This window comes from Flavipsychrobacter stenotrophus, from assembly GCF_002954265.1.
Classification (GTDB): Bacteria; Bacteroidota; Bacteroidia; order Chitinophagales; family Chitinophagaceae; genus Flavipsychrobacter; species Flavipsychrobacter stenotrophus.
The window spans coordinates 478,446-494,462 of record NZ_PPSL01000001.1 but is presented as its reverse complement, the minus strand read 5'-3'; the positions used below and the strand labels follow the sequence as shown (position 1 = coordinate 494,462).

The window sequence follows — 16,017 nt, the reverse complement described above, 5'->3', positions numbered from 1 at the left end:
ACACCTTTTGGGTGTGGCACTTCTACGCAATTATTAATTTCACTTATTTATGACAAACTGCACGTATTCAACTGCTACGCTGCTTCGCAAACGGAGTATATAATGACCGGAAGCAACACTGACCGAAGACATCTCCATTTGATGGTGAATTACTCCATTAACAGGAATAGAAGCACTGCTGTATAAAACCTTCCCTGTCATATCCATTACGTCAACATGGACAGCCTCATTATCAGATGAACTGATCATACCTGATAAAACAAAACAGCCATTATTAGGATTAGGATACAAGGAAAGATTGCCAGTTGATGATTGAGTTGCATGAATTCCCGTAGTCAGATAATCTGCGTAAATAATTAATGTATTACTGGTGTCGATATTGGTAGTTGCACAAGGTGAGTTACAATGATTCACACAATAAAAAGTGTCGTTAGTGAAAACAGCAGCGGAATAAAAAGTGTTAGTAGCGCCCAAAATAATTATCCCATTTTTATACCATTGATAAGTACCCGATACACAATACGAAATAGTGGAGTTGATGGATACTATTTGCCCTGAATAACTGACAGAGTCTCCGATAGAAGTAGAGATCACGTCAGTTGGGGTAACCGTTGGAATCACCAGCATAGCAGTGTTTGTAGACGCAACTGTATCTGGTGCCGGGCATTGCTCACTACTTATTAAAGTGCAGCTGATAACATCTCCCAATGCAGGAACATAACTATAGGAAGAACCGGATGCCACAATAGCTGTGAACCTTTTCCACTGGTAAACCGGCGTAGCACCACCATTGACTACTGTTGAAGTAAAGGTTACTGAATCTCCGGCACAAACAGTATCACTTGGGTGCACAGCGGTAGTAATAGAAGGTGTAACCAATGGCAATATGGTTAGTGCACGACGAGCTATTGCCGCACCACACATGTTGGTAACAGTGTAGACAGCGGTATCCACACCTACTGTGACTCCGGTAATTGAAGCACTAGAATGGGATGCATGTGTATTGGTAAGCGTCCAAATACCACCGGTTGCAGGATTGGACAGGGTAACGGAAGCCCCGAGGCATACTGATACAGGACCGGTAATTGTACCTGCAAAAGGCAATGGGTTGATAGTGATCGGGAATGTTGCAATTGAAGTACCGCATGCATTGGTAACGGAGTATAAGACAGTGTCGGGGCCGGCAGTTACACCGGTAATAGTGCCTGACGACATCGTTGCATGGCTATTGGTAATACCCCATGTACCTGGAAATACAGTTTCAAACACTGCAATAGAATTAGCGGGGCAAACCGAAACAGGCCCCGATATAATACCGGGATTTGGCAAGCCTCTGTTGACGAGCACTATCCTGTTTGATGTTGTATGGATACTATCATCCATTATGCTGGTCATGATACAAATAACTGTATCGCCACCCATACCTACTGGAAGTGTGAAGCCCGTACTATCTGTCCCCATGCTGACGGCATTAACATACCACTGAAAATGAGGTGTATTAACTGAATGTGGAATAGCATTGAAATGCGCGGAATTACCATTGCATATAGTATCGCTAATGCTGGATGCAATAACTACATTAGGAACGAGTATTTTATTAAAAGCTGTATCTGTAAGTACAACAGGATTATCGTCAAAAAATATACCGGCATGAGTAAGCAAGTCTGTGCCATCGCTGAGCCCTGTCTTTGTATTGATGGTATACATCACCTGCCCGGTACAATGGCCATGGTGGGTGCTATCTGGTAATTTAATGCCGGGAAAATCAAATTTTATAATGTTATGACCACCAGAATGCAGGATCGCGATTTTCATCGCAGCACTGGCACCCACCATACGCAATGAGGAAAGATTAAGGGCATCGGAAAGGGTGTCCATTACATAGATATTTTGTGCAGTGTCGTTTCCGTCGTTCTCAAACTCTATTGTAAAATGTAGCTTCGTGCCGTTGAGTACGTTGCCCTGTGGTGACACCTCTACATGATTAGGATCGAAAGAAGATTTCACTGTGTCAATTCTGATTCTGATATTATTGGTCGTATCCGCATCGCCTGTATTAGGGAATACAGATATCGTGTTATGTACGGTATCTCCCGGAATAAGCCATGTTGGGGTTGCTACTTCAAGATTATATACAATAAACGGCGGGATATTACTTGCATCTACTCCCGTAAAATTCCATGTTACTCGATTACCTACTACAGACGTAGGGGTTGGCGATGTCCAGTAGGCAACAGGGTTAAGGATATATTTGGGGCTGATATCCAGTGTCACTATGGCGTTCTGCGGCGTGCACCGATTATTAGCTATTGCTATAGAACCATACGCTTTGTGCCTTCCCGCTACAATGAAGGTTTGCTGCGACAGATCGAAACCCGGCAGTGAAGAACAACTTAACGCTATATTCTTGTTTTTTGTTCCGGTGCCTGACGATAGCAAAGTGTCAAATACTATACCTGATGCAGGACAGGAAAAATGTAACGGAGAATCTACTCCAAACACCCGAAAAGAATACACTGCACCTGTGCTGCCCCAGGTAGAATAATAGATACCGCTTGTTGCTGAGATAGTGTCTTTTGGAACACCATTTGAATCTATCGCAACGCGCAGTGGCAAGTAATTGAGATGCTCACTCGCAGTGTCGAAAGTACAATTGTCATTGTTGTCTATATAGAGCGACACCGCTATATCATGGCACAAGAAGTGTTGGTATGAATAGTTGACCGAATCTATAGCTATCGCACCATTGTACAATACCTGGCGAATACTATACATACCTGAAGTATTATAGCCGTGAGTAAATGTAGTAAGTGCATCCACACCCGATGATGGAATAGTAGTAGTGTCTATATGATTGTCGCCATAGTTAGTTACCAATTTGAATGTGGTACCATGAGCAGGAACACTAACCCCAAATTGCGGTGCTGCACAAGCTCTGTTTACAAAGGCTGAGAATCCGGTAGAAATAGCACCAATTTCGGGAGGGGTTACTGTTATAACCCTCGAATCATATGATCCGCCACATGAATTGTAGGCATTATGATTTAGCGTAGCACTCCCAACGGCTAAACCAGATACCTGAACCGATGGTCCTACCGATGCAATTGAAGTATTACTAATGGTCCAGCTTTCTGTTGTTGGTGAGCCATTCCAATAATAGGATTGAGAGTAAGGTTGGGTTGTACCCAGCATTATGCTTGCTGGCCCGGTCATGGCAAATAAATGTGGTTGGGCAGCAGTAACTACATATGCCTGAACAGCTGATGCACATCTAAGTAAGCTGTAAACCGTATGATATATAGGTATATAAGTACCATATCCTGTCATATAAGTATTAACTACACCGGTATTACCGCCGGGTCCTGATCCTGTAACGGTTGCACTCCACAAATCTCCACACGTCCAGGTAGGCGTAAAACCCATTGCTCCCGTACTTAATAAATTAATAGTTGCGCCCGCACATACAGTAACCCCTCCACCTGTTATTGTGCCGGCATACGGCAATGTATCCATGTGTACCCTTACAGAATCACATATCAAGTTACAATATTGCGACGCAAAAATGATCTTGGTAACACCTTGCCCCACTCCATATACCAATGTACTATCCGTATATGGGTTTAATATTTTAGCTACCATTGTATCTCGCGATAACCAGATAACAGGAGTTGTGGTGTCATTGAGCTCAATACTCGTATTGCCGCAAATGATGGTATCAGTAGAGGTTAGGTGACCTACCGATGTAATATTGGCAACTTTAACAGTGTCGGAGGCAACATATGGTACACTAGACAAGGTGTATGCATAACTGATCACGCTGTAGCCGGTGTCAAGGCCCGTCATAAAACCGGTAAGACTATTTATCGAAACCTTAGATGGTCTGCTACTACTCCACACCCCGGTGGCCAACGTGTCTCGCATAGTTGCCGTATCGGACAGGCAGATCTTTGTACGCCCTTTAAAACTCGTTATAACACTTATTGATCTGATTGCTCTGCATGTAGGCGAGGTAGCGTAGGTGATAGTTATGGTTCCTCTGGATTTCCCTTTCAGCACGCCGGTCGAGGAATTTATGAGTGCAACATTTGTATCACTGCTGCTCCAGGTCCCACCAACAGATGTGTCGGTAAGGGAAATTGCTGTACCAATCGTTACTTTGTTTAAACCCGTTATTGCACCAACCGTGCACTGCCCCTTTGCAGCGAGTGTGGTGAGTATAATCACTATAGAAAGCAATAGATTTTTCATAGATAACCGATACGTTTTGTAAAGTGTGAATGTGTGCAGTAAAGATATCTATCTGATTTTCTTTACATTGAAAAAACTCACCAACGGTCGAAAAACTTTACTAACGGTCATTTCTAAAAAAAATAGCACACCATCAAGGTGCGCTATATCTAAGTATAAAATTCTAAAATATTACTCCGCTACATACGTCTTAATCACTTTCTCCTCCCCTTCCTGCTCCGGAACCCGGATGAGGGTAAGGAAATCTTTACCATTATTGGTACGGGAGAATTCGGCGTAATAGCTGTGCTCCCCTATCTGGATAATGATGTTATTGTCTTTCATGTATTCACCGGTAGCCAGCCACCATTTTACAGGCGGTTTCGTACTGTTATATCTACGGTCGCCCTCCACTACTGTGTGGTTCATATTGAACGTAAGCGTGGTAGTGTTCTCCGCAGCGGTTCTGGTGTAGATATTGGCACCTACCCATTTCTTACTTTTAGCATTACACAGCTGAAAACTGATATCTTGCGCAGCAACTACAAGTGAAGAGAACAAAAGGGCTATGGCTACTAAATATTTCATATAGTCTGGTTGTTATGGCAAATATACGGTGGCGAGGGGATATTTTATAATCGGAGTATTATAACTAAAGAAGCTACCCCTTTGCAAGGATAGCTTCAGTTATATTCTATTCCAACTAAAATTAGTTAGACTTTGTATTCATCATTTTCTTGGCTTCGATGCTTAATGTAGCATGTGGCACTGCACGCAAACGTGCCTTTTCAATAAGCTTACCTGTAACGCGACATACACCGTATGTTTTATTCTCGATACGGATCAAAGCCTTTTCCAGGTGATTCATAAACTGTATCTGGCGGCTGGCCAACTGCACAAGTTGCTCACGCTCCATTGCACCGCTACCATCTTCTACGCTCATATACCTGTTCTCTGTATCTTCTGTTCCGGTTTCGTCTTTACGAGTAATAACTCCCTGCAGATACAACAACTCTTTACGGGCTGCTTCTAACCTGTTAGAGATCAATTCCTTGAACTCCTGCAGATCTTCGTCAGGATACCTGTAGATGGTTATCGGCTCTACCGGTGCATCATCAAGCAAAGACCTGTATACCTCAGTCTTATAGTTTGGTGATGTTTCATCTTCCGTCGTATGCTTAGATTTATTCTCCAGGCGACGGTGAGCAATAACAACAACCGGCTTCTTTTCAATAGAGCGGGCTGCAGGAGTAGCTGTAGGCTTAGGCATTGGTGCCAATACCGGCTTACCCAGATTAGCTCTTTTATCTACAGATCCTGGTTTAATGATCTTCTTCACCGGCTCTTTGCCCTTCTTAGGTTCGGCCTTTTTTGGTTCTGCTTTTACAACAGGTGCTGGCGCCGGAGCCGGAACTGGTTTCGCTACTACTTTTTCTACAGGTTTCTTAGCTACAGGAGCAGGTGCTGCCTTTACAGGCGCTGCCTTCACCGGTGCTGCTTTTACGGGAGCTGCTTTCTTTACAGGCGCTGCCTTTTTTGCAGGCGCTGCTACTTTCTTAGCAGGGGCCGCCTTTTTTACCGGCGCCGGTGCTGCTTTCTTTACTGGTGCTGCTTTCTTCACGGGTATTTTTTGCTCTATTTTAGGTTTGTTAATGGGCGCTGATTTCTTGGCCGGTGCTGCTTTTTTTACCGGTGCACTTTTAGCAGGTGCGGCTTTCTTAGGTACTACTTTTTGGGGTGCCGACTTGGCCACTGGTTTAGAAACTGGCTTGGCTGGTGCTGCCTTTGCTGCCGGTTTTACTGGCGCTTTGGGAGCTGGTTTAGCCGGTGCCTTCTTCGCAGCCACTTTTGCAGGAGCAATTTTGGCTGCCTGTTTTGCAGGTGCGGCTTTAGCACTTTTTGATGCCGCGGCACTTTTAGCCGGCGCAGTTTTATTCGCTGTCTTTACGTTTTTAACTGGCTGCTTTGCTGCCGCTTGTTTCTTTGTGGTCATGATCTGTTATGTTTTTAATATTGATATTTTAAGAACTATATCATTAACATCAATCTCTATACCGTCTTGAATATCAGCAGAAATATTAATACTATCTGCCAAAATTTCCGCGCAAATATAATCATTGAAATTAATTATTGCACTCTTTAATGCTTCACGCTCTTCAATATTCACAATAATCCTATCTGTCACTTCAAATCCACTTTCCTTCCTTATTTTCTGTACCCGGTTCACTATTTCACGGGCATTACCTTCGTCCTGCAACTTCTCTGTAATAGTTATATCCAGCGCAATTGTGATATTATCTTTATTAGCTACAGACCACCCCGGCACATCTTCCGCTATTATATCTACATCTTCCATGCCAATAGCTATCTGCTCACCATCAACGGTCAGCACATAACTTCTGTCTTGCTCCAATATATTGATGTCATTCTGCTGCATCAGGTTGATCGCTGCGGCAACACTCTTCATCTTAGCACCCATGCGGGCACCCAAAGACTTAAAGTTTGGTTTTATCTTCTTTTTGATAAATCCATCATTATCAGTAAGATACTCTATCTCTTTTATGTTCACTTCGCTCTTGATAAGCTCAGCTATTTTCTCTATCTGCTCCTTAATGTGCGGATCCATTACCGGTATCAGTATACGCTGCAGTGGCTGACGCACCTTGATATTTACCTTTTTACGGATAGACAATACTATAGAACATACATCCTGTGCCAGGTGCATACGCTCTTCAAGATCTGCATCTATGTACGTTTCGTTAGCTAAAGGGAAGTCGGCAAGATGAGCAGACACGCTGTTATTCCTACCCGACACCTTGTTCAGGTTCTGGTACATCCAGTCGGCAAAGAATGGTGCTATCGGAGCTGTCAGTAATGACAATGTTTCAAGGCACTCATATAATGTCTGGTAAGCGCATATCTTATCAAACTCATACTCACCCTTCCAGAACCGGCGACGGCACAAACGCACATACCAGTTACTGAGTTGCTCATCAAGGAAGTATTCCATTGCCCTACCTGCCTGTGTAGGCTCGTAGTCATTCAGGAATCTTGTAACATCCTTTACTAATGTATGCAAACTGGAAAGTATCCAACGATCTATTTCAGGACGCTGACTAACCGGTATATAATCTTCCTTAAATGTGAAATTATCTACATTGGCATAAAGCGCAAAGAACTGGTAAGTGTTGTACAATGTACCAAAATATTTCCGCTGAACCTCCTTAATACCTTCAAGATCAAACTTTAAGCTATCCCAAGGCGATGCATTGGTAACAAGGTACCAACGTGTAGCATCTGCGCTATATTTCTCTATTGTAGCAAAAGGATCAACAACGTTGCCCTTGCTTTTGCTCATTTTGTTACCCTTACTGTCCAGCACAAGGCCATTACTTACTACTGCTTTGTAGGCTACACTGTCGAACAGCATAACGCCCAACGCATGTAGCGTATAGAACCAACCACGGGTTTGGTCTACACCTTCAGCAATGAAATCGGCAGGGAAATTGCGTTTCAGCATATCCAGTGGATTCTGCTCAAACGGATAGTGCAACTGCGCATATGGCATAGCACCACTGTCAAACCATACGTCTACCAGGTCCGGTTCACGGCGCATAGGCTTACCGCTGTCAGACACCAATATTATATTGTCGGCATATGGTTTGTGCATATCCAGTCCTTCCCTGGTCAATACCTGGTTAGTACCCAGTTTTTCATTGGCCTTATTCACTTCCGCTATCAGCTCGTCAATACTGCCTATGCACTTTAGTTCGTCTCTTTCTTCAGTAGCCCATATTGGCAATGGAGTACCCCAGTAGCGGCTGCGACTCAGGTTCCAATCCACCATATTTTCTAACCAATTGCCAAAACGACCCTCGCCGGTAGATTTTGGCTTCCAGTTGATCGTTTTGTTCAATTCGATCATCCTATCCTTTACTGCAGTAGTTCTTATGAACCATGCATCAAGGGGATAATACAAAACGGGTTTGTCGGTTCTCCAGCAATGAGGATAAGTATGTTCGTACTTCTCTACTTTGAAGGCGTTACCGCTGATCTTCATTTTTACTGCAATATCCACATCCACGTCCTTATAATCAGGATCATCTTTGTAGTTTTTAACGTATCGACCGCTGAATTCGCCGGTAAAGTCGTTAAACTTACCCTGCCTGTCCACCATGGTCAATATGCCTATATTGTTCTTTTTGCCAACCCTGTTGTCATCCGCACCAAATGCCGGGGCAGTATGAACGATACCTGTACCATCTTCGGTAGTTACGAAATCGCCGACTATTACCCTGAACGGATCACCACCGGCTATCTCGCGGGTATTACCATCAAATGGCAATAACTGGTTGTACCTCAGGCCTTCCAGTTCGCTACCCTTAAATTCTGCCAGTATATGCCACGGTATTGCCTTGGTATCGGTCGTATAAAGTGTCAGGTCACCACTTTGCGCTTCAGGCTTGAAGTATTTACCCAACAATCCCTTCGCCAATATTACATTTGTTGGCTGATGTGTGTAAGGATTAAAAGTCTGAACTAATACATATTCTATATTTGGTCCTACGGTCAAACCGCAGTTACTTGGCAATGTCCATGGAGTAGTCGTCCAGGCCATGAAGTAAACCTCAGCCGCTTTTTCTGCAGCCAGCAATCCGCCGCCTATTGGCAGATTTACAAATGGTTCCCATGCATTACGCGCGGTTTCATGCAATGTGGTCTGTAAAGTATGCAAGGTAAAACCGGATAGTGTTGCCGGCGCAGCCAGACTGAACATGGCAACCACGGTTGTATCCTTCACATCCTTATAAGTGCCGGGCATATTCAGCTCAGCACTGCTCAGCCCGGTGCCGGCCGCCGGCGAATATGGCTGAATGCTCACACTCTTGTACAACAGATCTTTGTTGTACAATTCCTTAAGCGCCCACCACAATGTTTCTATGTAATTATTATCAAATGTCACATAAGGATTGCTCATATCCACCCAATAACCCATCTTCTCGGTTATCTCTTCCCACTTATCCTTGTAGCGCATTACTACCTCGCGGCACTTATTGTTGTAATCCTCTACGCTTATCTTCTTACCTATATCTTCCTTAGTAATACCCAGTTCCTTCTCAACAAACAGTTCAATAGGCAAGCCATGAGTATCCCAGCCGGCTTTACGCTCTACCAGGTAACCCTGCATGGTCTTAAACCTGCAGAACATATCTTTTATAGTACGCGAAATAACGTGATGTATACCCGGCATACCATTAGCACTTGGCGGCCCTTCGTAAAAAACGAACGATTCGTTTTCCCGACGCTGATCCATGCTTTTCTTAAAATAATCACCAGCCTTCCATGTAGCAAGCATATCCTGCTCTATGGACGGCATATTCAAACCCTTGTATTCACTATATTTACTCATTAAATAAACTCCTTATAATATCGTGGCGAATTAAAAAAATATAGACAGACCTCGCCCAATCTATCAAAAAAAATCTGCGCAAAGGTAGGTAGATTTTTTGATTGCCAATCATTACAATAAAGAGTTATACACCGGGTATGCACATATTCATAACACCCCGTTCGCGCCGAGTGCTGAGCGTACGTCTCCGACTACGCTCGCACAGTCGCCGGTCTCCGACCGGCTTATCGGGCCGTCTCTCTTTGAGACCTTGCTAAGTAGCATCCACCAAAATAGAAGCATAAAAACCAAAAATATACGTCACTTCAAATAACCTCACCTAACCCATTGATCCATTAAAACTTAGACTGAATTATCCACAAAAATGTGGATATGTTTATTTGTCAAGTATAAATCCACGCATTAATTTGCACCCAAAATGGGCACTTTGCCCCTCGTTCTTTGACATCTATGAACCCATCACACCCAGGTGAAAAACCACTTCGGAAATCAATAAATCATCTGCTGCAACGATGTCTTGTCCTGAAATAGGTTTACGAACTTTGTAAATCATGATTAGGAAAAAATCAGTTGGGAATAAGTCCCAGATCATCTCAGAATACCTTAGCGGAGACTCAACGTTCCTTCAGCTTGAACACAAGCACGGTGTTGCAGCACGCACAATACAGTCGTGGGTGCGTGCATTCAGGCTTAAAAATCCAGTAGCTACCCCAAGTTCTGACAACGTCGATGACGTAAAGAAATTGAAGAGGCAGCTCGCAGATGCACAGTTGAAAAATGAGCTTTTAGAGGAGATGTTACGTCTTTCGGAAGAGCAAACAGGGCTGGATCTGCGAAAAAAGTTTGGCCCCAGGCAGTCATGAATATAGGGCAAACGAGAGGCCGGAAGATTACCGCTCTTTGCTCACTGCTTGGTTACAGCCGGCAAGCTTTCTACCAAAATATCCAATCGTCTGAGCAGAAAGTCTTAGGTGAGGAACTCATAATTCAAGAGGTTTTGCACATACGGGAGCGACAAAAAAGGGTAGGTACCCGTAGTTGCTGCTGATGCTGGAACCCTTCCTGGAGCAACACAAATTACAGATAGGACGCGATGGTCTTTTTGACCTGTTGGGTACACATAGGCTTTTGATCCGTATCAGAAAAAGCAGAGTTCCGCGCACGACATTCTCTAACCATTGGATGCACAAATACCCAAATCTGATAATAGGGATGGCCGTACCAGCACCGGATAAGTTGTGGGTAAGCGATATTACCTATATCACATTAAAGGACGATTTTGCTTACCTGAGCTTGCTTACAGACGCATATTCGAGGCTAATAACGGGTTACTGCCTAAGCAAGACCCTGCATGCCGAAGGGTGTGTAAAGGCACTTAAAATGGCTATTAAGCGCCTGCCGGAAGGCAGCAAGGTAATACACCATTCAGACAGAGGGAGCCAATATTGCTGCTATGAATATGTTGAAATATTGAAGGCAAACCATGTATCGATCAGCATGACCCAGAACTCTGATCCCAGGGAAAATGCCATAGCGGAAAGGGTTAATGGCATTATAAAGCAAGAATTTTTATCGGGCAGCTATGACACTTTTACCCAAGCTGTCACGGCCGTAAAAGAGGCAATAAATATCTACAATAATGAACGCAGACACAGTAGTATAGATATGCTCACACCACACGAAGCCCATAGTATGACAGGCGAATTAAAGCGGCACTGGAAGAACTATTACTATAAAAAGCAGGAGGTAACCATGACATAATGAGTTTTCTTAGGCATCGGGCATAAAGTAAATAAGACCCAATAGCCTTAGCTAAAATGAGCCTTATTTACGTAATTTACTTCTTGCCGTAGGGTTAATCCTGACAGGTTGCTCTCCAGCAGAGCCCGTTTCCGCTTTACCACTACGCAACAAATGTAAACCGTATTCAGGATTAATCTAAATTTGTAAACGGGTAGCAGGACTACCACTAAAAACTGTCAACTTATTTTAGGACGATACACGAATGAGCATCATGAAAATCCTTTAATCCTATAAATCATGGTTCAGACAAAAAAGCCATAAACAAATGCAGGGATTATCTAACAAACATTTAAATATATTTTGGGACGAGGCAGGGGGAATGCAGGACCGGAAAGACCAAAAGTTTGGCGGAAACTAGCGAAAAAACTGCGGGAAACTGCGGAAACTGGTGGTTTTCGAAATCCACCGAAACCCTTTCTGATAAGGCCGTCTACAGGAAACGCACTAAAAATAAATGCCGGAAACGCGAAAAATCACCAATGGCGGAAATGCACTAAATGTCTGTAATGATGCCGAAGGTATCGCATGTCGCACCAAACGCCCCCCCTTACTCCACAAATAAAAACCCACCCGGCCCTACCCCCGTCACAAACGATTTATGCAAACTGCCATCCTGCCTATATATGGAAACTGTCCCCTTCTGGTTAAACCCCTTGGGATCACCAACATAGATATAACCGGTTGCCGGATCAATACCCAACGCCCAGAAATACTGGTACTGAAGAGCTGCAACAAACGGCAAAGCGGGCAAAGCAGACTCATGAATACCCATTCGATAGATACCATTATCGCTGGTACCGCCTGAATAATTGGCTTCGATAAAGTAGAGCGTATCTTTTGTTTTGTTGAAGACAGGCTTAATGGGCTCAGCTGAGGCAGGAAATTGATACGACGCAAGGATACTGCCGGTTGATGGATCAATACGCGTCCAATAAGATTGTTTGCTCCTGGCCTGATTACCCGATAACACCCAAAGCATCTGCTCCTTATCTACTAATATATTGTGCGGTGCGTACCCTGCCACATTAATAGTCTGGGTAACTGTGTTGGTTGTAGGATCTATTTTATAGATACTTCGCGATGCAGTATCCCATGCGGCCACAAATACGTCGGTGCCATAAGCACATAGAGATTCCGTATTGGTAGCGGGGATTGTTATGGAGTCGGTTAGCACCAGCATCCCTGTATTAATTACATACACCTTGTTATGATACAAAGATGAAATATAGGCTTTACCACCGCTGATTGGTAAAATGTACCTGGGAGACGGGACAGTAATAGTAGCTACAGTTCTGAGATCTGACGAGTTAATGACGACTACCTTATCAGAATGATTGACTGCGAGAAACAGCTTGTCTCCAATTGAGGTTACGCTTTGCAGTACATCGCCTAATTGCTGGCCGTTCACATTAAGATACAGATCGCCAAAGACACTGTCGGATAAAGGCTTGTAGAGGTAGAGAGAAGAATTACCGACTGTAAACTGCCCCTCGCAGGCTATGTATACCCCCGATTTATTAGATGGTGTTCCGGTATTTCTGTCTACAGGTTTATCCTTTAGACAAGAAGCAAGCAAACAGCACGATATGATTAACGCTTTATAACTTTTGCTACCCATTTGCTTCCGTTTGCATCCTGTAATATAAGATAATACATACCTGTTGGAAATAGCTCCATATCTACTTTATTGCGCTCTCCTAACGACTTGCTTTGATACACCACTACTCCGCTTATAGATGTTATAGTCGCTGAAAACCCGTCTGCTAAACCCTTAATATCAAAGAACAGCTTATCAGAAACCGGATTAGGATAGGTACTCAGGGTAATATCATTTGCAATTGCAGTTACATTAGCAGTACCGAGGTGATGTATCACCCCCACCGCATCGAGATCAAAACCGCCGGTAGGAAAGTTAGTCGGGAATGGATCATTGATAATACGACCAGAACTGTCATGAGTAGAATGCCCACTAATAGAACCCACAACATCTACAATACGAACATGAGTAATATTATTTATATCCAGATTAGGTGCGCCGGCCAGTTCACTAAGGTCGAAAGGAGTGCCATAGCCCGCTCCATACTTACCTGCAAGGTTATTGAGCTGATTGGCATACATATATTGTCCGCTTCCTGCAATTTGTGTATTTGTCTGAGTGAGCGACTGCGCAGGAAATCGGGTATAATAAATACCATCTGAACTAACCTCTACAAAAGCCAGTTCAAGGTAGGCTTGTGAATCATTGGCCGGATTGATAAAGCCATTTTCAAATACCGCGAAATCTGCTCCCGGACCATCATAGATCATTCCCGGAAAGGTAAGATCCGCTACCCCACTATCGCCCAGGCTAACTACAGAGTGGTCAACAGCACCAATAGCCATACTGCTGTCACCATAAGATGTCACACCTAACAATGGAGAATCTATACGAATATACCCCCGTCGCAATGTACAGCCGGTGGCCCAGCGCACAAATACGCCACTTGTGGCGCTTATAGCTGTACTCCCCGGTAATCCCTGCTGCGGCGCGTATTGCGCCACAGCAAAAAATGAACCGAACAAAAAAACCAATATGTAAAAAAAATATCTCATTAACTTATGCAAACTAATCAGTCTTGAAAACTATGCTCTTTTTAGTTGCCACGACCTTTAGGTCGTGGTGTAATGCAATAAAATGATCGGCTTTAGCCAAATCTCCGCGCCGCTAATACAACAGCCCCACTTTCCTGTTTGGGCTAAAGCCACTCGAATATAGTCTTTACCCACGGCCTGAAGGCCGTGGCAACTATGACCTGGAACCTTAATGCTTACTCCTTGATAAAACGCATTGTTGCATTGCTCGTACCCGATAACTTCAGGATATATGCACCCGATGGCAAAGATGAAGTATTTATTTCAATATGCTTTGATGTGATATTTTCACTAAACACAACACTACCCTTCATGTCTATTATAGAAACTATCTGGCTATTATCATCCATCAGGTCAATATTCAACACTGTAGTTGCAGGATTAGGATATATCCTTGCTGCAACTGGCTGAACAGAAGCAACACCAACACCGGTTTCATTAGTAGTGAAATTATCGATGCAGAAATAAGCAGGTGTCTTCATACCAAATGCATTATTGTCTGATGAACTCATAGTAAACGTAACGCTATCCACATGACCCAATGGCAACAAATTCACCCACTGCCAGGTATTCACTATATGATCTGTACCGGTTGCACCGCGGAAATCCGCGAGGTAAAACTCCACAGTGTCCAAATTCACTACGCCTGCTTTATAACCATGTATCAGCACTTTGCACCAATCAGGAGCAGTACCCTGTCCTGTGGTCAAGCCTGTACCAGTAGTGTCTCCAAACTGCTTGGCAAAACCATCGCCATCCCTCATGCTGTTATAAGCATAGGTGCTGTTGGTGATATAAAATCCGTTTACAGACTGGCCCGCGGCAGCGCCCTGCAACTTTAAAGAATTAACTATGCCATACGCCACCGCATACTTAGCCGAACCGCCATATCCAATACCGGTTTTAGCGGAATACTGGTTCATGTAACCACTGGTAACAGTATCGGTCATATTAGAATATGCGAAACCATAGCTCCAGTACTGGGCACCAAAGCCTGTATCGTATACGCATGGATAGTAAACAAGACCGTTAGTGAAACCAACATCATTGCCCGGGTTGGAATAGTTGATGTAGGCAGTGTCGGTGCCAACAAGAGTAAGTGCTTCGAAACTAGAAGCGGTCTGTGCATTCGCAACAATGGCGAAAGCAAGAGCAGTAACAAGCAAAGTAAATTTGCGCATATATCAATTGGTTTTAAATACAATCTCAAATGCTACAACAGGAAATATACAGATATGAGAATACACTGCTATGCACATGTATTCCTGTTTATCTGTGCCTTTTACCCGAAAGCAGCGATAATTATGATATACAATGGCAGGTCTTCTGACTTACTTCACCTTTTTGCGGCCTTCCCATTGCTTAGCGCAACAGTGGCATTCTAGGTAGCAAAAGGCTAAAAATGAAGCTTACAGCATCGGGAAATGTCCTGGAATTACACCTGGTTCCCTTTTAATTCCACCCTAAGGTGAAAACCGTTGTGACGCAAAAGTAGGGAATAAATAGGAATGACAAAAAATAAAATGAGAGGGCGATAAAATGTCATGTAATTCTTTAAAAAGAGTAAATTCGATAGCATAAGTGGTATCAAAAAATTAGCAGTAAAGCAATGAAAAATATAATAGATAAGGAAGAGGCGTTAGCGACATTTGAAGATGCCGCAAATGGACATGGAGAAGCGACTGAACAGGGGAATTATAAACTGGGGAATATTTGTTATAACAAGATCATTCTCGCAGTAACATTCTTAAAGGAAAATAATGGCATCCCCTTATTGCTCCCTTTTCTACGCCACGACTCAATAGGTGTTCGAATTTGGGCCGCTTCTTACCTATTGTAAGTATACGAGCGAGAGAGTATAGAAACGCTGGAACTGGTAGCTGCAAATCAAGGCGCAAACGCTTTTACAGCAAAAATCACATTAGAAGAATGGAGAAAGGGAACCC

At 43.5% G+C, this 16,017-nt stretch carries 10 protein-coding genes and 1 riboswitch; of the genes, 3 read left to right on the top strand and 7 right to left on the bottom strand.

The features are described 5' to 3' along the window. Positions 1–39 precede the first annotated feature (39 nt). The 4 genes from CJD36_RS02245 to ileS all read right to left on the bottom strand — a co-directional run bounded on the left by CJD36_RS02245 (position 40) and on the right by ileS (position 9,637). Positions 40–4,248: a T9SS type A sorting domain-containing protein gene (locus CJD36_RS02245; RefSeq protein ID WP_105037472.1), complete on the bottom strand. Its 4,209-nt coding sequence runs from the start codon at positions 4,246–4,248 to the stop codon at positions 40–42. A gap of 171 nt (positions 4,249–4,419) precedes the next feature. Next, a complete protein-coding gene (locus CJD36_RS02240; RefSeq protein ID WP_105037471.1) occupies positions 4,420–4,815 on the bottom strand; it encodes a hypothetical protein in 396 nt (131 codons plus the stop codon). Between the two features lie 121 nt (positions 4,816–4,936). Continuing rightward, entirely contained in the window at positions 4,937–6,220 is a 1,284-nt protein-coding gene (locus tag CJD36_RS23430) for a TraR/DksA family transcriptional regulator (RefSeq protein WP_205685541.1), read from the bottom strand. A gap of 6 nt (positions 6,221–6,226) precedes the next feature. Beyond that, on the bottom strand, positions 6,227–9,637 hold the full coding sequence (gene ileS, locus CJD36_RS02225; RefSeq protein ID WP_105037469.1) for an isoleucine--tRNA ligase: 3,411 nt from the start codon (positions 9,635–9,637) through the stop codon (positions 6,227–6,229). Positions 9,638–10,188: 551 nt separating this feature from the next. On the opposite strand from ileS, the gene CJD36_RS23390 reads away from it, so the two are divergent. Both CJD36_RS23390 and CJD36_RS02215 read left to right on the top strand, forming a co-directional pair. Next, entirely contained in the window at positions 10,189–10,500 is a 312-nt protein-coding gene (locus tag CJD36_RS23390; protein WP_105037468.1) for a hypothetical protein, read from the top strand. Positions 10,501–10,684: 184 nt separating this feature from the next. Then, on the top strand, positions 10,685–11,398 hold the full coding sequence (locus tag CJD36_RS02215; protein WP_105037467.1) for an IS3 family transposase: 714 nt from the start codon (positions 10,685–10,687) through the stop codon (positions 11,396–11,398). Positions 11,399–11,987: 589 nt separating this feature from the next. On the opposite strand, the gene CJD36_RS02210 is transcribed toward CJD36_RS02215, so the two are convergent. From CJD36_RS02210 to CJD36_RS02200, 3 genes are all read right to left on the bottom strand, one after another. Beyond that, the gene (locus CJD36_RS02210) at positions 11,988–13,016 is read right to left on the bottom strand and encodes a DUF5074 domain-containing protein (protein ID WP_133162455.1); all 1,029 of its coding nucleotides are present in this window, start codon (positions 13,014–13,016) and stop codon (positions 11,988–11,990) included. A gap of 14 nt (positions 13,017–13,030) precedes the next feature. Beyond that, positions 13,031–14,002 (bottom strand): T9SS type A sorting domain-containing protein, encoded by a 972-nt coding sequence (locus CJD36_RS02205; protein WP_205685540.1) that lies wholly within the window; start codon positions 14,000–14,002, stop codon positions 13,031–13,033. A gap of 245 nt (positions 14,003–14,247) precedes the next feature. After that, positions 14,248–15,252, bottom strand: a complete 1,005-nt coding sequence (locus tag CJD36_RS02200; RefSeq protein WP_105037464.1) for a T9SS type A sorting domain-containing protein — start codon at positions 15,250–15,252, stop codon at positions 14,248–14,250. A gap of 118 nt (positions 15,253–15,370) precedes the next feature. Next, positions 15,371–15,566: riboswitch (cobalamin riboswitch) on the bottom strand. A gap of 114 nt (positions 15,567–15,680) precedes the next feature. On the opposite strand from CJD36_RS02200, the gene CJD36_RS02195 reads away from it, so the two are divergent. Beyond that, on the top strand, positions 15,681–15,911 hold the full coding sequence (locus CJD36_RS02195) for a hypothetical protein (RefSeq protein ID WP_105037463.1): 231 nt from the start codon (positions 15,681–15,683) through the stop codon (positions 15,909–15,911). The last annotated feature ends 106 nt before the right edge of the window (positions 15,912–16,017 follow it).